The organism is Granulicatella sp., from assembly GCF_057274575.1.
The window spans coordinates 13,933-36,013 of sequence record NZ_DBHISP010000003.1 but is presented as its reverse complement, the minus strand read 5'-3'; the positions used below and the strand labels follow the sequence as shown (position 1 = coordinate 36,013).

25 protein-coding genes are annotated in these 22,081 nt (G+C 37.8%); 4 read left to right on the top strand and 21 right to left on the bottom strand.

Translation table 11 applies throughout. The features are described from left to right. Nucleotides 1-45: 45 nt before the first annotated feature. From ACO5V7_RS02540 to secG, 7 genes are all read right to left on the bottom strand, one after another. Nucleotides 46-1,422 carry an ABC transporter permease gene (locus ACO5V7_RS02540; protein WP_298647733.1) on the bottom strand — a complete coding sequence of 459 codons (1,377 nt, stop codon included), beginning with the start codon at nucleotides 1,420-1,422 and terminating at the stop codon, nucleotides 46-48. A 5-nt stretch (nucleotides 1,423-1,427) separates the two neighbouring features. Then, complete coding sequence (locus ACO5V7_RS02535; RefSeq protein WP_485484916.1) at nucleotides 1,428-2,075, bottom strand: ABC transporter ATP-binding protein; 648 nt, start codon at nucleotides 2,073-2,075, stop codon at nucleotides 1,428-1,430. A 12-nt stretch (nucleotides 2,076-2,087) separates the two neighbouring features. Beyond that, nucleotides 2,088-3,374, bottom strand: a complete 1,287-nt coding sequence (locus ACO5V7_RS02530; RefSeq protein ID WP_298729551.1) for an ABC transporter permease — start codon at nucleotides 3,372-3,374, stop codon at nucleotides 2,088-2,090. A 147-nt stretch (nucleotides 3,375-3,521) separates the two neighbouring features. After that, nucleotides 3,522-3,986: an SsrA-binding protein SmpB gene (gene smpB / locus ACO5V7_RS02525; protein ID WP_005604901.1), complete on the bottom strand. Its 465-nt coding sequence runs from the start codon at nucleotides 3,984-3,986 to the stop codon at nucleotides 3,522-3,524. Between the two features lie 11 nt (nucleotides 3,987-3,997). Further along, nucleotides 3,998-6,292: a ribonuclease R gene (rnr, locus tag ACO5V7_RS02520; protein WP_485484915.1), complete on the bottom strand. Its 2,295-nt coding sequence runs from the start codon at nucleotides 6,290-6,292 to the stop codon at nucleotides 3,998-4,000. Nucleotides 6,293-6,296: 4 nt separating this feature from the next. Beyond that, nucleotides 6,297-7,025 carry an alpha/beta hydrolase gene (locus ACO5V7_RS02515; protein WP_485484914.1) on the bottom strand — a complete coding sequence of 243 codons (729 nt, stop codon included), beginning with the start codon at nucleotides 7,023-7,025 and terminating at the stop codon, nucleotides 6,297-6,299. Nucleotides 7,026-7,097: 72 nt separating this feature from the next. Further along, nucleotides 7,098-7,328: a preprotein translocase subunit SecG gene (gene secG / locus ACO5V7_RS02510; protein WP_298647714.1), complete on the bottom strand. Its 231-nt coding sequence runs from the start codon at nucleotides 7,326-7,328 to the stop codon at nucleotides 7,098-7,100. Between the two features lie 153 nt (nucleotides 7,329-7,481). Here secG and ACO5V7_RS02505 point away from each other — a divergent pair, with 153 nt between their 5' ends. Genes ACO5V7_RS02505 through ACO5V7_RS02490 form a run of 4 tightly spaced genes read left to right on the top strand, consistent with a single transcriptional unit; the run spans nucleotide 7,482 to nucleotide 9,725 of the window. After that, a complete protein-coding gene (locus ACO5V7_RS02505) occupies nucleotides 7,482-8,249 on the top strand; it encodes a Cof-type HAD-IIB family hydrolase (RefSeq protein WP_485484913.1) in 768 nt (255 codons plus the stop codon). A gap of 16 nt (nucleotides 8,250-8,265) precedes the next feature. After that, nucleotides 8,266-8,742, top strand: a complete 477-nt coding sequence (locus tag ACO5V7_RS02500) for a glutathione peroxidase (protein ID WP_485484912.1) — start codon at nucleotides 8,266-8,268, stop codon at nucleotides 8,740-8,742. Nucleotides 8,743-8,788: 46 nt separating this feature from the next. Then, nucleotides 8,789-9,214 (top strand): pyridoxamine 5'-phosphate oxidase family protein, encoded by a 426-nt coding sequence (locus ACO5V7_RS02495; protein ID WP_485484911.1) that lies wholly within the window; start codon nucleotides 8,789-8,791, stop codon nucleotides 9,212-9,214. Nucleotides 9,215-9,233: 19 nt separating this feature from the next. Beyond that, nucleotides 9,234-9,725: a TlpA family protein disulfide reductase gene (locus ACO5V7_RS02490; RefSeq protein ID WP_485484910.1), complete on the top strand. Its 492-nt coding sequence runs from the start codon at nucleotides 9,234-9,236 to the stop codon at nucleotides 9,723-9,725. Between the two features lie 71 nt (nucleotides 9,726-9,796). Here ACO5V7_RS02490 and ACO5V7_RS02485 read toward each other — a convergent pair whose 3' ends face one another. From ACO5V7_RS02485 to ACO5V7_RS02420, 14 genes are all read right to left on the bottom strand, one after another. Next, complete coding sequence (locus tag ACO5V7_RS02485) at nucleotides 9,797-10,222, bottom strand: F0F1 ATP synthase subunit epsilon (RefSeq protein ID WP_298647702.1); 426 nt, start codon at nucleotides 10,220-10,222, stop codon at nucleotides 9,797-9,799. Between the two features lie 2 nt (nucleotides 10,223-10,224). After that, nucleotides 10,225-11,649: a F0F1 ATP synthase subunit beta gene (gene atpD / locus ACO5V7_RS02480; RefSeq protein WP_298647700.1), complete on the bottom strand. Its 1,425-nt coding sequence runs from the start codon at nucleotides 11,647-11,649 to the stop codon at nucleotides 10,225-10,227. A 23-nt stretch (nucleotides 11,650-11,672) separates the two neighbouring features. Next, a complete protein-coding gene (locus tag ACO5V7_RS02475; RefSeq protein ID WP_298647696.1) occupies nucleotides 11,673-12,602 on the bottom strand; it encodes a F0F1 ATP synthase subunit gamma in 930 nt (309 codons plus the stop codon). A gap of 24 nt (nucleotides 12,603-12,626) precedes the next feature. Next, entirely contained in the window at nucleotides 12,627-14,135 is a 1,509-nt protein-coding gene (gene atpA / locus ACO5V7_RS02470) for a F0F1 ATP synthase subunit alpha (RefSeq protein WP_485484909.1), read from the bottom strand. A 10-nt stretch (nucleotides 14,136-14,145) separates the two neighbouring features. Beyond that, the gene (atpH, locus tag ACO5V7_RS02465; protein WP_485484908.1) at nucleotides 14,146-14,688 is read right to left on the bottom strand and encodes an ATP synthase F1 subunit delta; all 543 of its coding nucleotides are present in this window, start codon (nucleotides 14,686-14,688) and stop codon (nucleotides 14,146-14,148) included. After that, nucleotides 14,688-15,194 carry a F0F1 ATP synthase subunit B gene (atpF, locus tag ACO5V7_RS02460; RefSeq protein WP_485484907.1) on the bottom strand — a complete coding sequence of 169 codons (507 nt, stop codon included), beginning with the start codon at nucleotides 15,192-15,194 and terminating at the stop codon, nucleotides 14,688-14,690. The genes atpH and atpF overlap by 1 nt, the downstream gene beginning before the upstream one ends. A 40-nt stretch (nucleotides 15,195-15,234) precedes the next feature. Then, nucleotides 15,235-15,450, bottom strand: coding sequence for a F0F1 ATP synthase subunit C (gene atpE, locus ACO5V7_RS02455; protein WP_005604878.1), 216 nt, complete (start codon nucleotides 15,448-15,450; stop codon nucleotides 15,235-15,237). 23 nt (nucleotides 15,451-15,473) lie between these two features. Continuing rightward, nucleotides 15,474-16,187, bottom strand: a complete 714-nt coding sequence (gene atpB / locus ACO5V7_RS02450; protein WP_298647683.1) for a F0F1 ATP synthase subunit A — start codon at nucleotides 16,185-16,187, stop codon at nucleotides 15,474-15,476. A gap of 138 nt (nucleotides 16,188-16,325) precedes the next feature. Further along, nucleotides 16,326-16,961: a uracil phosphoribosyltransferase gene (gene upp, locus ACO5V7_RS02445; RefSeq protein ID WP_048711087.1), complete on the bottom strand. Its 636-nt coding sequence runs from the start codon at nucleotides 16,959-16,961 to the stop codon at nucleotides 16,326-16,328. A gap of 130 nt (nucleotides 16,962-17,091) precedes the next feature. Then, nucleotides 17,092-18,324, bottom strand: coding sequence for a serine hydroxymethyltransferase (glyA, locus tag ACO5V7_RS02440; protein ID WP_485484906.1), 1,233 nt, complete (start codon nucleotides 18,322-18,324; stop codon nucleotides 17,092-17,094). Nucleotides 18,325-18,397: 73 nt separating this feature from the next. Further along, nucleotides 18,398-19,408 (bottom strand): L-threonylcarbamoyladenylate synthase, encoded by a 1,011-nt coding sequence (locus ACO5V7_RS02435; RefSeq protein ID WP_485484905.1) that lies wholly within the window; start codon nucleotides 19,406-19,408, stop codon nucleotides 18,398-18,400. Then, nucleotides 19,408-20,283, bottom strand: coding sequence for a peptide chain release factor N(5)-glutamine methyltransferase (prmC, locus tag ACO5V7_RS02430; protein WP_485484904.1), 876 nt, complete (start codon nucleotides 20,281-20,283; stop codon nucleotides 19,408-19,410). The genes ACO5V7_RS02435 and prmC overlap by 1 nt, the downstream gene beginning before the upstream one ends. Continuing rightward, entirely contained in the window at nucleotides 20,270-21,349 is a 1,080-nt protein-coding gene (prfA, locus tag ACO5V7_RS02425) for a peptide chain release factor 1 (protein WP_485484903.1), read from the bottom strand. Before prfA ends, prmC begins: the two co-directional genes overlap by 14 nt. Nucleotides 21,350-21,370: 21 nt before the next feature. After that, nucleotides 21,371-21,949, bottom strand: coding sequence for a thymidine kinase (locus tag ACO5V7_RS02420; RefSeq protein WP_298647671.1), 579 nt, complete (start codon nucleotides 21,947-21,949; stop codon nucleotides 21,371-21,373). Nucleotides 21,950-22,081: the final 132 nt, after the last annotated feature.

The following is a 22,081-nucleotide window of genomic DNA, read 5'->3' as shown; positions in this document are numbered from 1 at the left end:
CACCTCTCTTTCTATTATAACAATCTTTACTTTTGTAAACTACCTTTATTCAGTATCCTGTAACAAGCTCTTCGGTGATTTTTGTAAAATCAACGCACTTGCAAGGAATACTGCTATTACAATGACAACTAATCCAAGTCCAATAACAATTCCTTTGTCCATATTTGAAACAGTTACTGATAATTCAGTTAGCGTTTTATTGAATCCATCTACTGCAGCACCTCCACCTAAGTTCGCTGATTTTGCTTCATTAGCTAGTTGCGTTCCTAAACTGCTATTCACTTGTCCTAGAATTAGTTTTCCAACCCATTCACTAACAGGTCCTCCTGCTAAAAAGGCTGCTCCAAAACTTGCAATACTTACCATTCCTACTTCACATAGCATTTGTGTAATAATCGTTTTCTTTGTCATACCTAATGCTAGTCGAATCCCAATCTCCTTACGACGACTGTTCGTCCATAAGAACAAGATTAATACTAGAATAATCGCAGAGAAAATTAGACTTCCGATAAATAATTTATTAGTTAATCCGTATACAAGATTAATTGATTTTTGTAAAGTTGGATAGTTTTGGCTACTTTTCACTAATGTATAAGCTTTCCAGTTAATACCTAATTTTTTAGCTTTTTCCATTACCTTATCGATATCATATTCTCCTGAAACTAGGAAAGTTGCATCTAAATAAGTTCCATCTTCTTCATTGAAACCATACATTAAACGGCTTGTTTTCAAGTCTGTTAAAATTGTATTTTCGTATAGTTCTTGAGGAGCGGTTACTCTTCCTTTATTTTTTCCACTAAAGGTCCCTACAATCGTTACTTCAGTTTCGTTGTTTGCTTTCTTTTCATTATCAGCATCATAAATATTGGATTTTAATTTAATCTTGTCTCCGACTTTTAAATTGTTTTTCTTAGCAAAGTCTTCATGAACCATTGCGACGTTCGTATCTGAATCTGTAATGTGTCTTCCAGATGTTAACGTGAATGTTTGAGCCGCAAAGCGTTCATCCATACTTGAATCATTAATTCCCGTTACCATCGCAGCTTTTCCGAAACGCTTCACACGGTTGGCATCCAATTTAACGCCTTGAGCTGGGATCAATTCTTGATCTACTAAGTCCGCTACAACTTCCATTCTTTTAATGGCTTTTTGGACTCCTTCAATCCCTTCAATGGCTTTAATATCTTTTCCTTTCAAGTTACCCCCACCACGAGCAGTCCCTTGATTGTGACGACGGTCAATTTGCATTGAAAAAGACGAATTAATCGATTTAAAGGTTTCTTTGGCAGCTGTGTCTGTCGCATGTTTTACAGATAAACTACTTAAAGCAACAGTTGCCATACTGAATAAGATAAAGAAAATTATGAACGATTTAAATTTCTTTCTAGTTACATATGCCCAAGCATTTTGAATAATTCTCATTTATCTCACCCCTTATTTCCTTTTGATTTTTTTAATTGTCCTTCTTCAAGTTTAAGAACTTCGTCACAAGCATCGGCTACTTGAGGACTATGAGTCACTACAATCACACACTTTCCGCTTTCATGAGCAGCCATTTTTAAAATATCAATAATTTCAGCAGCTGTTCCTTCGTCTAAATTTCCGGTTGGTTCATCGGCTAAAATGATTGGTGCTTTGGACACTAATGCTCTAGCAATGGCCACACGTTGTTGTTGACCACCTGACAATTTCAATACATTTCGATGAATCAATTCTTCTCCCAAGCCTAATTTTAGAAGAATTTCTTTATCCGCTTTTTCGTTTACAAGTTTGACATTTTCAAGCGGTGTTAAGTAATCAATCAAATTGTAGTTTTGGAAAACCAAGCAAATATGATCTCTACGATGATTGCTGTAGGAACCTTTTGCAATATCTTCCCCCTTAAATAGTACTTTTCCTTTGGTAGGACTATCTAATCCTGCTAATAAAGATAAGAATGTTGATTTCCCCGCACCTGATTTACCTACAACAGCAATAAATTTCCCTTCCTCAAACTGTGCATTTAAATCTTTTAATACATATTTTTGTGCATTCTCATAACGATAGTAAATATTTTCTAATGATAACACTGACATAAGACCACTCCTTTAATTCATTTGACTTAATATTTTCTTTGGTTTCTTCATTAAGATTACGGCTGTACTAAATAGTACTGCTAATACAATAATGACAATGACGATGACTAATGTTTTAGCACCCTCCATTAGTGTTAGCTGCGGTAAACTGGATTCAAATAATGATTTGACCTGAGCAGGTATATCATCCGATGAAATCAACCCTGAGTAAAACTGATTTGCCACAAACTCACCAAAGAATAATGCAATTAAATAACTTCCTGAAGCAATCGTAAACAGCTCCAGTAAAATTTGACTAATAATTTTTCCTCTTGAAATACCAAGAGATAATAATATTCCAAATTCATGGATTCTTTCACGTAAGGTGAATAATAAAATTAAGAATAATATAATGACTGCTAATGCGAACACAGATCCCGTTAATAACATCATTAATGATTTAAAATTTGAAATCGGACCTGATACTTGTTCAAAAACTTGTTCATTTTTTGATAATTGTAAAGTTTCCCAATTTAGTGAAAGTTTTTTTACTTCTTTAATCACAGAGTCTAGTTGTGAAGGATTCTTTACAGTATAGATAGCTCTATGAACAACTTCATTCGACTCCTTATTACCTGCTAATAACTGACTCGTTTTATAATCCATATACATACGATTTTCAGTTAAATCACTTGTGAGCCCTGTAGATTGCTCTGATAATTTTCCGTTGAAAATCCCAACGACTTCAACGGTGATTTCATCATAAGAGCCTCCACCTTCTTCTCCATTCTTAAACAGTTTCATTTTGATTTTAGAGCCAACCGTCCAGTTGTTCTCTTTCGCTAACTCTTCATGAATAAGAACTTTATTTCGATCTTCTTTTGTTAGTGCTCTCCCACTTTGAATATTTAATGCTCCACTAGCAAAATTCATTTCATTATTGCTATCACTAACTCCTCGAACACCCACTAGCTCACCGAGATTTCCTTGATCTAGTTGAACAGATTGTTCTCTTTGAACAGCTTTAGCATCTTGCAATTGTCCAACTGCATCGTATTCATATTGAACATCTTTAACTCCATCTGTTTTCTCAATTTGAGTTAATTGCTTCTTTTGTATCCCCCCATCATTTAAGATTGATTCAACTTGAAAGCCTGAATTTGAAAGACTAAGGAGTTTCTCTTCAACCTTCCCAGTACTTTCTTGCATCGAAAGAACTGCTAATACTGCTGAAGAAATTAGTACCATAATGAAAAACAAAATTCCTGTCCGAATTTTCTTTCTGATTAAGTATGCTCCAGCGCGTTTCTTCCAATCCATTTGCTCACTTCCTTTCCTTATCCGTGATTTCATTTTGCATTCCCAATATGAAACCAATATGAAATAAATCTACAAAATAAACAGATCTATTAATTTTAGATTTTCTTAAAACTAAAAAAGCTGGACAAACGTCCAGCTTTTTCTCATTTAATATCTTTCTTTCATCGCACGGTCGATTTCGCGTTTCATATCCTTTTGCTTTAAGGCATCACGTTTATCGTAATTTTTCTTCCCTTTCGCAACTCCAATTAATAACTTCGCAACTCCATTCTTAATGTAGACCTTAAGCGGCACTACTGTATTTCCGGCTTGCTTTACTTGTTCGAGCAAATAATTAATTTGCTTTTTATGAAGCAATAATTTTCTCGTTCTTAATGGGTCATGATTGAAGAGGGTTCCTTGTTCAAACGGACTAATATGGACCCCTACAAGAAAAGCCTCTCCTTGTTTCAAGCTCACATATCCATCTTTTAAATTGATGCGCGCTTGACGAACGGATTTGATTTCTGTTCCAGTTAAGACCATCCCAGCTTCAATCGTTTCAAGAATCGTATAGTCATGACTTGCTTTTCGATTTTGTGCGAGCACTTTATCGTTCGTTCCTTTAGGCATTCACGAACCTCCTAGCGTCTTTTCTTTTTCATTTTAATGGCTTTTTTAAAGCGTTGGCGTCCTTTTGATTTTTTGCCCTTCTTAGAAGTCTTTTCATCAAAGAATTCGCCTTTTCTTGGTCGTTCAGTTTTAGCCAATTTTGCATCTTCTACGAGTAGGAAATCGACTTCTCTAGCTTCCACATCTACTTTCACACATTTCACACGAACACGGTCCCCAATACGGTAACTTACACCCGTACGTTCGCCAAGTAAAATCATATGGCTTTCAATAAAGTTAAAGTAGTCTTGTTTCAAGTGAGAAATATGAATTAATCCTTCTACGGTATTCGCTAATTCAACAAACATTCCGAATTTTGTCACAGAGCTTACGATACCATCGAATTCCTCTCCAACCTTATCTTGCATATATTCAGCTTTCTTCAATGCATTCACATCGCGTTCCGCCTGTACCGCAAGTCGCTCCATACGAGACGATTGGTCTGCAATTTGTTGCAACTTATCTTCCAAAAGCGTTTCTTCTTTCTTCGATAAGTGACCTGGATGTTTTCCGTAATGACGAATCATACGATGAACGATTAAGTCTGGATAACGACGGATGGGCGAAGTAAAGTGCGTATAATCTTCAGCTGCAAGACCATAGTGTCCCGTTGGCGTGATATCGTATTTGGCTTGCTTCATTGAACGGAGCATCATCGTTGATACCACTGCTTCATACGGCTCACCACGTACCTCATTCAAGGCCTTTTGCAATTTCTTCGGTGTAATCGAATCATTCTTCCCTTTAATCGTAATTCCAAATGCGGTAATAAACTCTAAGAATCGTTGGAGTTTTTCGCTATCTGGATTTTCGTGAATACGATAGATAAATGGCACCTTCATTTGTTCATAATGGCGAGCCACTGTTTCATTAGCCGCAAGCATAAAGGACTCAATGAGTCGCTCTGCTACACCACGTTCACGTAGTACGATTTCTGTTGGCGCTCCTTTTTCATCGACCAGAATTTTTGCTTCTTGTGTATCAAAGTCAATCGCTCCACGTTCTGTACGTCTACGCTCAAGAATCGTATGTAATTCCTTCATGTTCCAAAGCATTTCTGCAATCTCTGGAGTGATTTTTTCAGAAGCTTCATTCGTATTGAATAATACATTAACTTCATCATAAGTTAAGCGCTCGTTCGATTGAATCACACTCGGGAAAATTTCGTGCTGGTATATCGTTCCACTACGGTCGATTTCCATACGAGCTGTTAATGTTAAACGTTCTTCATAGGGATGTAGCGAGCAAATTCCGTTTGATAATTTTTGCGGTAACATCGGAACAACACGGTCTGTTAAATACACACTCGTTCCGCGTTCAAATGCTTCTTTATCCATCTCTGAATTTTCCGTTACATAATAAGAAACATCGGCGATAGATACCGTTAAAACAAAGGTTCCATCCTCTCGTTTGACAAGAGCGACCGCATCATCTAAATCTTTGGCGTCTGCTCCGTCAATCGTCACGGTTAATTCTTGGCGTAAATCAACACGTCCTTCAAGTTCTTCCAGTGAGATGGTTTCACTCACATGGTTGGCTTCCTCTAATACTGACTCTGGGAATACTGTTGGGATTTTTAATTGATGTAAGATCATTAAAATGTCCATACCGACAGCGTCTTTATAGCCGATTTCTTTAACGATATGCGCCTTCAAGACGAGTTCGTGACGCTCTGTTTCATATTGATCGACTTCGGCAATCACGACGGTTCCATCGACTGGGTTTAACCCCATTCTAGAAACATAACATTTCGTTTTCTTTAATTTAGAATCTTTTAATGCAATTTCGCCACAATAGCCTGTTTGCATCATAATCTTCGATGGGTAACGTGTATAAATCCCCACCACTTGTTTCACAGCGCGTTCTATGATTTTAACAATTGTTCCGCTAGCTGCTTTATCGTTGTAAGGATTTTCTTCTTGAACGATACGAATCGCAACCGTATCGCCATCCATAGCCCCCTGGACATCCGTTCTTGGAATAAAAATATCTGGTTTGCCTTCTTCAACTGTTACAAAACCAAACCCTTTATCGTTTAATCGGAATGTCCCTTCTAACGTACGATTTTTTTGATTGAATCCAAATTTACCTTGTCGTGTTAATACAATTTTTCCAGAATCTTCGAGGTTAGCTAATTGTTTCACTAAAATCTTAAAGTCCTTTGAAGCAGTAAATCCGAAATGCTCACTAATTTCTTGAACAAAAAAACTTTCGGATTCATGTTCCATAAAGAAAGCCATTAAGATTTCTTCTAATGATTGTCTCATTTCTTTACCTCCATTCTTGTTGATTTAGAAAAGAGAGAACAGTCTCTTGGAATTCCTTTCTAACAGGACTAACCGTAATCACGTGCCCTGCTTCTTCATACCAATGTAACTCCACTTGTGCGTTAACGAGTCCTTCTTTTAATTCGAGGGAGGACTCTGGATCGACAAGTGTATCTTGTTCCCCTTGTGCAATATAAAAACTTCCTGTCACTTCATCTAAATGTGAAGCAACGTCTCTTGAAAATGATTGAATATGTGCCAATTGTTTTTGTGCTTTTTCCTTCATTTCAGCTTCATCAAATAAACGCCCTAAGTTTCTATAAGACGCCTTCGCATACATCATAAAACTTTGAAGCAGTCCTGGCAACTGAGGATTCCCAGCAGATACTGGTGAACAAAATGTTCCTGCATATTCAACTAGATGTTCGGTTGCCAATTTTGTAGCCATAATACCGCCCATCGAAAGTCCAAAGGCAGCAACCGTGCAATATCCTTCACCTCTAACAAAGTCAACCGCACGTTTTGCATCTTCATACCAAGCTTCATCAGAACTTGCTAAAATATCTTCCACATCCGTAGTTCCATGGCCAGAAAATACTGGAACATACACTGCATAATCATGACGATGTAGAAATTGCGCAAGCATTCTCACATCAGCCGGCGTTCCTGTATAAGCATGAAATAAAATCACCGCTCTTGTATTGCTTTCTTTTCTTAACCATAGTGCTTCCATAATACTCTCCTCTATTCTGCCAAATAAAAAAGTACAATTGGTTGGATGTCCGAACAATTGTACTTACATTTATTATTTTGATGAAATGTATGCTAATGCAAATGCTAATAACATGAAGATTGTTCCTAAAACAACTGTTACGCGAATTAAGAATGCCTCAAAACCACGTGCCTTTTGTTTACCGAATAATTGCTCTGCCCCACCTGTTAAATTCGCAGCATTTGTTTTTGAAGGTTGCATTGCAACAACAATAATTAATAATACGCATACCACAACCATCAGTGATAAAATCAAATTGTACAAAGGATTCCCTCCTTAACTAAAATTCTTTTCAATTTTAACATAAAAACTACGATAATTCTACTCTTTCACGCGAATTACTTTCAATTCGAACTACAATTAAAATCCTTTAAAACATGGTATACTAAAATAAGACTAAACGAATGGAGTGACGGAATGAAAGGTTTTGTATTTTTTGATTTGGATGGAACACTATTAAACGGGGAGTCAAAAGTGGACGTTGCCACAGCCGAAGCCATTCAAACACTAAAAGACAATGGATATGAGCCCTTTATCGCAACAGGACGTTCTCCTGCTGAAACACGTGATATTATGGAGAGCGCTAATATCCACTCAGGAATTTTTATGAACGGGCAAGTGGTTCTTTATCAAGAACAGATTGTATATTCTTCAGAAATTCCAACTGAAACAGTTGAGAAATTTCATCAAATGGTGAAAGATGATGGTTATGGGCTCACTGTCTATAATCACGAACAGTTTTATCTGGTAGAAGCTTCCGCAGGAGCTAAAGATGCATATGGATTTATTCACTCTAACCCTCCCGCACTTAAAGAAGATTTTTATAAAGAAAATCCAATTAATATGATGCTTTTTATCTCTCTTCCACCTGCAGAAAAAAAATATAAAGTCGCTTTCCAAAACCTTGATTTCCTTCGTAACACACCGTATTCTGTCGATGTGATTTCTAAAGGAAATTCAAAGGCCGAAGGAATCAAACGCTTCTTAGAACATTTAAACCAAGTAGACGCTAAAACATTTGCCTTTGGAGATGGCCCAAATGATATTGAAATGCTTAAAGCTGTTCAGCATCCTGTGGCTATGGGAAATGCCATCCCAGTACTGAAAGAAATTGCAGAATTTATTACAACGGATAATACAGATAACGGCATTATTAATGGACTAAAACACTACGGCCTTATTTAAGAAAGAAGGAAAATAAATGTCAATTTACGAAATCGAAGTACCTACAGCGAATGGTGCAACTACCACTCTAGAAGACTATAAAGAGCAATTACTACTCATTGTGAATACCGCAAGCGGATGCGGACTCGCTCCGCAATTTGAAGGGTTAGAAAAACTCTATTTGGAGTTCAAAGACAAAGGTTTCTCAGTTCTAGGCTTCCCTTGTAATCAATTTGCAAGCCAAGAGCCACTCACAGCTGAACAAGCAGTCGCACATTGCCAACTGACGTACAATACGACTTTCCCAATGTTTGGTAAGGTTAAGGTAAATGGTCCAGAAACACATCCATTATTTGTGTTATTAAAGAAAGAAACTGCTGGCCTTTTCGGTGAAAAGGTAAAATGGAATTTCACGAAATTCCTCGTAGCTAAAGACGGAACAATTTTAAAACGCTTCGCCCCTACTACAACGCCTGAACAAATTCGAGACGAAATCGCAAATCTTCTTTCATAATCCAATCTATGATAAAATAAAAAGAAAACAGTTAGGAGAAATCACCATGGAAGTCAATGAAATTTTACGTATTTTAGAAGAAATGAATGTAGCTGTTATTGCGACTGCAGATGAGAACAACCAACCTCATGCACGTCATATCCATATCGGTGTTGCAAACGAAAAAGGTGTATTCTTTATGACAAGTCCTAAAACAAATTTCTATAAACAACTGCAAAAGAATCAAAAAGTTGCCATTACTGCCATGAAGAGCGAAGACTACTTAATTCAAGTGATTCGTATCGAAGGTGTTGTTAAAGAAATCGGTCGTGAACGTCTAGAAGAAGTGTTACAAGATAATCCATTCGTAAAAGATGTTTACCCTAACGAAGAAGACATTGCTGGAGTTCAAGTATTCCACTTATATAACGGTAAAGGATTCTACCACAGCCTTACTCAAGGACATAAATACGTGTTTGATATTCACGAATAATCATTAGAAAGAGGATTTTATGAAAAAAGTTTTACTCGCTCTTGTAGCTATTCTTATTTCTAGCTTAGCGATATTTTATTTTTTACCATCCAGCAGCAAGCCTGCAGACGCAAAAGTCGTATTCCAAGACGCAATCGGAAAGAAATTAACAGAAAAAGACTTTAACGGAAAACCAACAGTCTATTATGCTTGGGCAAGTTGGTGTCCCGACTGTCAACAAGAGCTCCCTATTTTAAATACATTAAAAGAAAAATATGCGGACAAAGTTGAATTTGTTGGTGTAGCAATGATCAGTCAAAAAGAACCGATTGAGAATGGAAAGAAATACTTAAAAGAGAATTCTCTATCCCTCAACTATTATTCTGATGTTGATTCAAGCTTCCAAAAATATCACGAAATTACAGAAATTCCAACCCTGATTTTCACGGATAAGAATGGAAAAATCGTTAAGAAGTCAGCTGGTATCCTTCCTCAAGAAGAAATCGAAGCCTACATCAAAGAAATTTTATAAAATTAAAAACTAGCAGAAATATCTGCTAGTTTTTTTATCTGAACAATAAAAGAGAGGATGCATCCTCTCTTTTATTTTCTTCTATGCTTATAAACACCAATACGGTTAATTGCCTTACTTAAAGCGATTTTTGCACGCTCTACATCGCTTTGAGAACGAGTACTATCACTAATAACTTTTTCAGCTTTATCTTTTGCTTGCTCTGCACGAGTCACATCAATGTCTCTAGCACGTTCAGCCACGTTGGCAATAATCGTTACGACATTATCCCGCACTTCCATAACTCCACCACCGATTGCAATATAATCAGTTGGCGAATCCTCTAAGAATCGTTTCACTCGAAGTGCCCCGATTTTTAAAGGAAGCATGATTGGAGCATGATGCGGTAGTATGGTGATCCCACCATCGACTGCATCGGCACTCACAGAATAGGAACGATGGTTATACACTTTTCCTTCTGGTGTTGTGACAACGACCAGTAATTCATGTTCAGCCATCTTTAGTTTCCTCCATAAAACCCTGCTGCTTTAGCTTTTTTAATCACGTCTTCGATTGGTCCTACGTTACGGAACATATCTTCTGGAATATCATCATATAATCCATCAATAATTCCTTTAAATCCACGAACTGTATCTTTAATTGGAACGTATGAACCAGGTTGTCCAGTAAAGGCTTCTGCCACGTGGAAGTTTTGTGATAAGAAGAATTGAATTCTTCTTGCACGGTTTACAATGATTTTTTCGCTGTCGGATAATTCATCAATCCCTAAAATAGCGATAATATCTTGTAATTCACGATAACGTTGAAGCATTTGTTGTACTTTCATCGCTACTTCATAGTGCTCTTCCCCTACAATTTCTGGACTAAGTGCACTTGAAGTTGAAGCAAGCGGATCTACCGCTGGATAAATCCCTTGTTCTGTTAAACGACGCTCTAAGTTTGTTGTTGCATCTAAGTGGGCGAATGTTGTTGCTGGAGCAGGGTCAGTATAGTCATCGGCTGGCACGTAAATCGCTTGAATAGATGTAATAGAACCATCTTTTGTTGAACTGATACGTTCTTGTAATTGACCCATTTCAGTTGCTAGTGTTGGTTGATATCCTACGGCAGAAGGCATACGTCCAAGTAACGCTGATACTTCTGAACCTGCTTGCGTGAAACGATAAATGTTATCGATGAATAAAAGCACGTCTTGTTTTTCCATATCACGGAAGTATTCCGCAATCGTTAACCCTGTTAGTGCTACACGCATACGAGCTCCTGGTGGTTCGTTCATTTGTCCGAACACCATCGCTGTTTTAGCAGATACACCTGAGTCTTGCATTTCATGATAAAGGTCGTTCCCTTCACGAGTACGCTCTCCTACCCCTGTAAATACTGAAATACCACCAAGTTCTTCAGCAATATTATGAATCAACTCTTGAATTAATACAGTTTTCCCTACACCGGCCCCACCGAATAATCCGATTTTACCACCTTTAAGATAGGGTGCTAAAAGGTCAATAACTTTAATCCCTGTTTGTAGAATTTCGTATTGACTGTTTAATTCTTCGAATTTTGGTGCTGGTTTATGAATTTCATGTCTTGTAAAATCTTCTGGGAATGGTTCCTTTAAGTCAATCGTGTCTCCAAGAACGTTGAATACACGACCTAATGTTTCAGGACCTACCGGAACGCTAATAGTACGTCCTAAGTCAATCACTTTCATGCCACGTTGTAAACCATCCGTAGATTCCATAGCAATAGTACGAACCGCACCATCCCCTAATTCTACAGCAGTTTCCAATGTAACCGTCGTTTCACTTCCGTCACCTTTTGTTTTCACAACTTGTAATGCATTATGAATATCTGGAACGCCTTCTTCTAAAGGAAATACCACGTCTACAACTGGTCCTACAACTTGTAAAATCTTTCCAGTTCTCAATCCATTTTCCTCCTTCTAAAATCCTAATGTTCTTCCAGAGCGGCTGCTCCACCGACAATTTCTGTAATTTCTTGTGTAATTTGCGCTTGTCGTCTCTGGTTTAAATCTTGTGTTAAGTTACTGATTAAATCTTTAGCATTATCAGTTGCACTTCTCATTGCAGTCATACGAGATGCATGTTCTGCAGATTTTGCATCGATAATGGCTCCGTAAATAAGCGATTCTGCGTATTGTGGGAGCAAGATGTCCATAATAATTTCCTTGTTCGGTTCGAAAATATAATCCAATTCGTACTCTTTTGCTTCCTCCGCGTCTAAGTCGATAATTGGTAGCATTTTTTCAACACGGTAATTTGATAACAGTGCGTTTACATGGTGATTATAGCAAACGTAAAACTCATCAAATTCACCGTCACGGAACATTTGGACCGCACTTGACACAATCTTTCTTACTTCTTCAAAGGTTGGAATATCAGATACATCATTAATTTCAAGACGTACATCCACTCCCATCTTTTTGAAAAAGCGACTTGCAGCATCCCCAATCGTTAAGATAACATATTCATCCTTTGATTGGTGGTCTAACTCTAACATTTCTCTTGTTGATTGGAAAATGGAAGAGTTGTAACTCCCAGCAAGTCCTTGGTCAGATGAAATCACTAGGTATCCAGTCTTTTGAACCGGACGTTCAATTAATAAGTCATGATAGTCGATAAAAGAAGTTACTTCTTCTCCTTCTTCTGTCGTTTCCTCTACCACTTCTTTATTGTGATTTGCGTATAGTAAGTGAGTTACAACTTCACGGATTTTTTGAGCGTAGTCTTGATAGTGACGCACTGCTTGCTCTGATTTGGCTAATTTTGCTGCAGAGACCATCTGCATGGCGCTAGTGATTTGACTTGTTTTCTTTGTTGAAACAATTCTCTTCTTTAAATCATTTAAGGAAGCTGTCATTCATGTCACCTCTCCTTTCTACGCTTATTGAACACGTTCAAATAAATGAATTTGTTTGAAATTCTCAATTACTTTATAGAATTTCTCTTCATCCGAAATCACATGTTGATCGCGGATTTCATTTAATAAATCTCTATGTTCACTTTCTAAATGTTGATATAACGCTTTTTCAAATGGTTTAATACGATCAATTGGAATCGCATCTAATAAGCCATGTGTTAAAGCAAATAAAATCGATACTTGATACTCGATTGGTAATGGTTGGTGAACATCTTGTTTTAAGACTTCTACCGTACGTTTACCACGATTTAATTTTTGTTGAGTTGCCGCATCCAAATCAGAACCAAATTGTGTGAAGGCTTCTAATTCACGGTAACTTGCTAAGTCGATACGTAATGTACCTGAAACTTTTTTCATCGCTTTAATTTGGGCAGAACCCCCAACACGCGATACAGATAATCCGGCTGATAACCCCGGACGTACCCCTGAATAGAACAAGTCACTTTCTAAGAAAATTTGTCCATCGGTAATAGAGATTACGTTTGTTGGGATATATGCGGAAATATCTCCTGCTTGTGTTTCGATGATTGGTAAGGCTGTTAAAGATCCTCCGCCTAATTCATCGTTTAATTTAGCGGCACGTTCTAATAAACGTGAGTGCAAGTAGAATACATCCCCTGGATATGCTTCACGACCTGGCGGACGACGAAGTAATAGGGAAATTTCACGATAAGCCGCTGCTTGTTTTGATAGATCATCATAGATAATCAATACATCGCGACCTTGATACATCCACTCTTCACCCATTGCTGTACCTGCATATGGTGCAATATAAAGCATTGGTGCTGGTTGAGACGCACTAGCGGATACAACAGTTGTATAATCCATTGCTCCGTAACGTTTCAATGTTTCTACAAGAGCTTTAACCGTAGATTCTTTTTGTCCAATGGCTACATAAATACATAACGTATCTTTGCCTTTTTGGTTTAAAATTGCATCCACTGCAATACTTGTTTTACCAGTTTTACGGTCACCGATGATTAACTCACGTTGCCCTTTACCAATTGGTACTAAAGCATCTACTACTTTTAATCCCGTTGGTAATGATTGTTTAACGCTTTGACGTTGCATAACGCCAGGTGCTTCATTTTCAACTGGTCTTGTTTTGGTTGTTTCGATGGCACCTAAACCATCGATTGGACGGCCTAAAGCATCAACAACACGTCCAATAAGCGCATCCCCTACAGGTACGTCTAAAATGCGTCCTGTACGTTTTACGGGTTCCCCTTCATGAATATTTTCATAAGAGCCAAAGATGATAACCCCTACGTCATTCTTCTCTAAGTTTTGAGCCATTCCATATGCGCCATTGTTAAATTCTACTAATTCTCCAGCCATTACATTTGTAAGACCGATGACACGAGCAATTCCGTCCCCGATGAACGATACTTCACCGATTTCTTCAATCTGTTCTTTTGTTTCAAAAGAAGCGATTTGGTCACGAATTCTCGCTGTAATATTACTCATTTCCATTTATGCCATCTCACCTCTTTATTCCTGTTTGGCTAATTTTCTCTTTGAATTGTTTTAATTTATTTGCGATTGTTCCATCTAACAAGAACTCTTTGGTTTTTAATTGTACTCCACCAATCACTGAAGGATCAACGGTATTCACCCAAGAATCGAATTCTTTATTGGTTTTGTTTTGGAATGCAATAGCAATACGATCAATTTGTTCATCCGTTAAAGGAATCGCCGAAATAATTTCTAATTTATTGGCATTATAAATATCTAAGAAAGCCTCAAGTGCTTCTACAACATTCATTGATCCATCTTCAGATGGGAAAGTTGCTAAGTACTCTTGCGTTTCCTTTGATAAATGGCCAAATGCAGCCTCTAATACAGAGAGTTTTTTGTCATAAGAAACATGTTCTAAATGCATCATCTGTTTAAACGTTGACGTATTTTGTATTCCTGCTAAAATGGCATGAATTTCTCTTGTCACTTGCTCTAAATAACCTTCGTATTTCGCCTTTGCATAAAAATGGCTGGCTTCTTTAACGATATCTTTGTGATATTTTACCATTAGCCTTCCAACCCCTTAATGAAGGACTCAATCACTTCTTGATGTCTTTCTGGTGTCACTTCTTTTTCAAGAATTTGACTAGCAAGTTGAATTGATAGGCCAACAATTTCATCTTGTACTTGAGCAATGGCACGTTGTTTCATTGAATCTACTTCACGCTGCCCTTCTGCTTTCATACGAGAAACTACATTCTTACCCTCTTTAATCATTTCATCTTGCGTTTTTGAAGCTGCTTCGCGAGCGTTATCTAAAATTTCGCTGCCTTTCATTTCTGCATTATGGATAATTTCATTTGCATTTGCTTGAATTTCTTCTGCAGCTTTTCTCTTTTCAGCAGCCTCATCTAAATCTTTAGCGATTTTCTCACGACGAGCTTCTAACATGGCATTTACTTTATCCCAAGCAAAATATTTTACCAAGAAGAGTAACAATGTCATTGAGATTAATACGACTAAAGTGTCGCCCAAAACTGTACTGGTATTACCTGATAACATAACTTCAAACATCGCTCACCCCTCCTTTACGACAATAATTCCACTTATTGGATTATTTAACGAATACAAGGATAAGAGCGATAAGTACAGCGAAGATAGGCATCGCTTCGATTAAGGCTACCCCGATGAACATTGTAGAACGTAATTCATTACTTAGTTCTGGTTGACGAGTCATTGATTCGATTGTTTTTACGATTACTGCTTGGTTACCATAGGCTGCTGCTAAAGCTGCTCCTACTACTGCAATTGCTGCTGCTAATTCTGTCATTATAAATTCCTCATTTCTAAAAATTAATGTTTCATTACTTTATGTGAGATATAAACCATCGTCAACGTACAGAATACGTACGCTTGAATGGCACCAATCACCATTGAAAATCCTTGCCATACGACTCCTAATGGAATTGCAAGAATATATGTTATTAAGCCTGCTGCGGATGAGAACATCACGATCAACCCTAACAACACTTCGCCGGCATAAATATTTCCGTATAAACGGAATGCCAACGTAATTGTATTCGTAAACTCTTCAATCAATTTGATTGGGAGCATAAACGACATTGGACTTAAGTAAGAATGATGAATATATCCTTTGAGTCCCATCTTCTGTACGCCAGAATAATGTGCGATTAATGTGGTCATCAGCGCTAAAGCCAAACATACAATCGGACTGGCTGTTGGACTGGCAAAATAGCTATGATCTTCATAGTGAATAAAGATAATTAGCCCAACCATATTAGCGACTAACACAAAAGAGAACAGTGAGAAAATGTATAAGTAATATGTTTTTCCTGTCTCCTCATCAACTGCATTATTTACAATCCCCTTCGTGAAGTCCATTAAGGCTTCCAAAGCGTTTTGCATCTTGCTTGGCTTCATCGAAACCTTTCTGGACGCAAAAATTGTAAATAAGGCGATTAGTAAAACACTAACCCCACACGAAATCAAAATCGGAACTGAAAACGACAATCCAAAAATCTCAACCACTTTTGGTGTTGCTTCCATGCTTCTTATTTCCCCTCCTTTACACCAAATAAAAAAACTGACAATAATCCTATACATTGAGGCATTCGCTCAGTACGGTGATTATTGTCAGATTTGGTGGCAATAGTCTATCGCAAAAGCGTTGACTACATTAATTTATTATTTGGTTCCGAATAAACGATCTCCAGCATCTCCTAATCCTGGAAGAATGTATCCATGTTCATTCAATCTTTCATCTAATGCTGCTGCATAGATGTCGATATCTGGATGTGCTTTACGAAGGACTTCTACCCCTTCAGGAGCTGCTACTAAACAGCAGAACTTAATTGAACTTGGTTGTGCACCTCGCTTCAATAGTGCGTCAATAGCGGCTACGGCAGAACCTCCTGTAGCTAACATAGGATCAACGACAAACAATTGTCTTTCAGAAATATCTGAAGGTAACTTCACGAAATACTCAACTGGTTGCAGCGTTTCATGATCACGATACATACCAACGTGCCCAATTTTGGCAGCTGGGATTAATTCGAGAATTCCATCCACCATTCCAAGTCCTGCACGCAGAATCGGAATGATAGCAACTTTTTTACCAGCTAATGTTTTCAATGTTGTTTTAACAAGTGGAGTTTCGATTTCTACATCTTCAAGAGGCAGATCTCTAGAAACCTCATAAGCCATTAGCATTGAAATTTCATTTACAACTTCTCGGAAAACCTTTGTTCCACAATCTTTTTGACGAATCATTGTTAATTTATGTTGAATTAACGGATGATCAAGTACGTGAAATTTACCCATTTGTCATTCTCCTTCCAATACATTAGTGTCACTTCTATTATTTTACCTAAAAACCAGTTAAATATCTAGTCTCATTCTGAAAACTTATTAATATTTTCATAAACTGAAACAAACCTTTACATATAATTCATTATGCGTATAATTTGAAAGTTTCAGTTAATTGTTTCACTTCACTACGAACATGATTTAATACTTCTTCATTTTCAGGATTTGTTAATGTTGTAAGGATTAACTCTGCTACTTTCTTCGCAGCGGTTTCATCAAAGCCACGAGTTGTAATAGCAGCCGTTCCGACACGAATTCCACTTGTTTTAACAGGTGGTAATGTATCAAATGGAATAGCATTTTTATTCACTGTAATACCAACAGTGTCGAGTAATTCTTGCGCTTCTTTACCGTTTAACCCAGTTCCTTTAATATCGAGGAGTAATAGATGATTATCGGTTCCACCTGAAATCGCACGAATCACTGTTCCTTCAAAAACTTGTGCCATTGCTTTAGCATTCTTCACAACTTGCTCGATATACTCACCAAAAGCTGGTTGAAGGGCTTCATGGAATGCAACTGCTTTACCAGCAATCACGTGTTCTAACGGTCCACCTTGGATTCCAGGGAAGATGGCACTGTTTAATTTTTTACCAAATTCTTCTTTTGCTAAAATTAAACCGCCACGTGGTCCACGTAATGTTTTATGTGTTGTTGATGTTACTACGTCAGCATAAGGTACTGGACTTTGATGGGCTCCTTTAGCAACTAACCCAGCAATATGCGCCATATCAACCATAAAGTAAGCTCCCACTTCTTTAGCAATTTCACTAATGCGTTTGAAGTCAATCTCACGTGGGTACGCTGAAGCTCCAGCCACGATTAATTGTGGTTTTTCTTCTTTAGCAATACGTTCTAATTCATCATAATCGATTGTTTCAGTTGCTGGATTTACTCCATAAGAAACAAAGTGATAATCTTGTCCAGAGAAGTTTACTCCCATTCCGTGGGTCAAGTGACCACCATGGTTTAAGTCCATCCCTAAAATTTTATCGCCTTTCTTTACTAAAGCACGATACGCAGCCATATTTGCTTGAGAACCCGAGTGAGGTTGAACATTGGCATATTCTGCACCAAACAATTCTTTTACACGATCAATCGCTAGTTGTTCGATAACATCCACGTACTCACATCCGCCATAGTATCGACGTCCTGGATATCCTTCAGCATATTTATTCGTTAGAATACTTCCTTGTGCACGTAAAACTCCTTCTGATACGAAGTTTTCTGATGCAATCAATTCAATCCCCTGTTGCTGACGATGAAGTTCTTTTTCAATCGTTTCAAAGATGATTTTATCTTCTGTAAATTGACTCATTCAACTACCCCTTTCTATTCTTACCTTCCTATTTTATCACATTCTCTCTTTAAGTAGAAAACCTATGAGTCCCCTAAATGATGGTTGATGCCGCTTTTTTCAAACGGTTCATATACGCGATTCCAACGCCCGTTTCTGGTGCACCTTGGGCTAAAATAATATCTAACCCTAAATGATCTAATGTTCGAAGTGCATCAAATAACGAGCGATTCATATCATCCACACTCGTACCCATCTTGTAAGTACCTTCCACTCCAATTTCAATCGCATCTACAATTACATTTTGAGCCATGATACCGACTATCTTCCCATTTTTTTGGGCTTCTTGTGTAGCTTTCTCAAAGGACTCTACTGTCCCTTCTACAATCAACACTGGTGTTTTGGGTGCGTAATGACGATATTTCATGCCAGGAGATTTTGGCACTTCCTTCTCCCCTGTTTTTGTCTTGACAGAAGATTGAATAGGTCCGATTACCGATTCAATTTGATCCTTCGTAATCACACCTGGTCTTAAAATCACAGGCCCTTCTTCATTTGTTAAGTCAACCACCGTCGACTCAACACCCACAGTAGATGAACCTCCATCCACAATCCCACGAATACGTCCTTTCATATCTTCGAATACATGCTCTACTTTCGTCGGACTTGGCTTCGTTGAAAGGTTGGCACTCGGCCCTACAAGAGGAATTCCTACCTTAGTGATTAATTCTAGTGTCAATGGATGGTTAGGCATACGGAATGACACCGTTGGAAGTCCGGCAGATAAGGCTGGAGCGTAAATTCCTGGTTTTGCCTTTAGAATCATCGTGATCGGTCCAGGCCAAAAAGCCTTAGCTAAGGTTAGCGCAATTTCAGGGACTTCTTCTACAGTAGAAGTCATCTGATTGATGTCGCTAATATGAACAATCAGCGGATTATCACTTGGACGGTCTTTTGCTTCAAAGACTTTTAACACCGCTTCTTGACTTGTCGCGATAGCTCCTAATCCATACACCGTCTCCGTTGGAAAAGAGACTATTTCCCCCTGTTGCAAAGCTTTTGCTGCAACATCTAAGCTCTCTTTTGTAAAAATTTGTGTTTCCATTACTGCGCCTCCTTTCCACTCACAATAATCATTCGATCTAATCCTGCAATATCTTTATGAATCGTTACTTTTCGATTTGGACAAGCTTCACTGAAAATTCGTTGCACGCTTGCTCCTTGGTTAAATCCAATTTCAAAAAAGGCTTGACCACTATCCGTTAAAAATTCTTCTAATCGGTTAGCAATCTTTTCGTAAATTGCAAGTCCCTCATTTTCGGCAAATAACGCTTGCTTTGGTTCATAACATCGCACCGATTCATCCATCAATGCTTCTTCTGAAAAAGCGATATATGGTGGATTACTAATAATACACTCAAACTTCTCATGAGGTACATTGCTATACACATCGCTGTAAATCAATTTGGTTTGAAGACTGAACTTATCACGGTTCTTCTTAGCAACAACGAGCGCTTCCTCTGAAATATCACACCCCATATAATGATGTCGCCCAACCAGTCTTTCTAGACTCAAAATAATGCATCCCGTTCCGACGCCAATCTCTAATACTTTCCCTGATTGGCACTGTTCTAAAAATGACTGCGCCTTTAATACAAGCTCTTCCGTTTCTGGCCGAGGAATTAAGGTATCCTTTGTGACCATAAATTCTTCCCCTAGAAATTCGGCCACGCCTGTAATTTGCTGCAATGGTTCAAACTGACTTAAGCGCAACAACTCAGGTTTCAAATCCTCTAAAGTCACGCTAGCAACTTGTCGTAAATTTAATAAAAATTGCGTTAACGTCCATTGATTCTTGAATAGCATTAATTCTCTAACAAGATACTGGCTTTCTTTGCGCCCTATATTCGGTTGTTTCTCTTCTAAAAAACAAGAAGCCCTGACAAGGACTTCTTGGTTCGTTGGATTAGTTGTTTCCATTATTTAGTTGCTCCAATTTTTCTGTGTGATCATAAAGAATTAAAGCATCGACAATTTCATCAATTTTTCCAGCTAACACTTGGTCTAGCTTTTGAATCGTTAAACCAATACGGTGGTCTGTAACACGGTTTTGTGGGAAATTGTACGTACGAATACGTTCAGAACGGTCCCCTGTACCTACAGCTGATTTACGGTTTGCATCATATTCAGATTGCGCTTCTTGAGAAATTTTGTCGTATACACGCGCACGTAATACTTTCATTGCTTTCTCACGGTTCTTCAACTGCGAACGTTCATCTTGCATTGCTACAACAATTCCTGTCGGCAAGTGAGTTAAACGTACAGCAGAAGCTGTCTTGTTAACGTGCTGTCCACCAGCACCTGATGCATGGTAAATATCCACACGAATATCTTTATCTTCTAATTCAATTTCTACTTCTTCTGCTTCAGGCATTACAACGACTGTAGCTGTTGAAGTATGCACACGTCCTTGAGATTCAGTTGATGGAACACGTTGTACACGGTGCGCACCAGATTCATATTTTAATTTAGAGAATACATTATCCCCTGTAATCATTAAAATAACTTCTTTATAACCACCGATACCTGTAACGTTGGCATCCATCACTTCTACACGCCAGCCTTGTGACTCTGCGTATTTTTGATACATCGTTAGTAAGTCACCAGCGAATAAGGCAGCTTCGTCTCCACCAGCAGCTCCGCGGATTTCCATGATGATGTTTTTACCATCGTTTGGGTCTTCTGGTAAAAGTAAAAATTTGATTTTATCTTCTAATTCTACTTTTTCTTTTTTTAGAGAGCTCAATTCTTCTTTTGCCATTTCAGCCATTTCAGCATCTAGGCCTTCACCAAGCATTTCCTCAGTATCACTAATTTCTTCCACAACTTGTTGATAACGTTTAAAGGTTTCTACTTTTGGTCGTAAATTCGCTTCTTCTTTAGTTAATTCCATGAAGCGTTTTGTATCACTGATAACTTCCGGGTCACTTAAAAGCTCTGAAAGTTCATCGTATCGAATAATAAAACTATCTAATTGATCGAACATACTTTTCTCCTTTTTCTTCTCTTATAAGCGTTCTTCACCAGGATGGTTATAGTGATAACGGCAAACTGGATAATAAGCATCATTGCCTCCAATTTGAATTTGTTCTCCCGTATACACTGGAACACCATCCACTACACGCATATTCATACTTGCTTTTTTATGACAATACCAACAAATCGTTTTTATTTCTTCGATTTTATCAGCATAGAGTAATAAGTATTTAGAACCTTCGAATAATTCGTTTTGGAAATCGTTCTTAAGTCCAAATGCCATTACTGGAATATTTAATTGGTCAACAATTTGAGCGAGCTCAAGAATGTGGTGTTTTGATAAAAATTGAGATTCATCTATCAAAATACAATATGGTTTCACATCTTGCCCTTCGACGATTTCGTAAATAGGGGTCTCTTCAGAAATTGGAATTGCTTCACGACGAACACCGATACGGCTAGAAACATAGCCAACTTGATCACGATCATCTATTGCACTCGTAAATAATAAAACGGGCTTATTCTGTTCCTCATAATTATGAGCAACCTTTAATATTTCAATGGATTTGCCACTATTCATTGCACCATATTTAAAAAATAATTGTGCCACTTTCTATTCCTCCAATTGATAAACTATACCTTTAATATCTTACGATAAACTGCTACGTTTGTGCAAAGAAAAACCGTTTCTTATAAGGAAATTACAGTTAGTAATTTTGCATGGTATTTAAAAAGTTTTTTT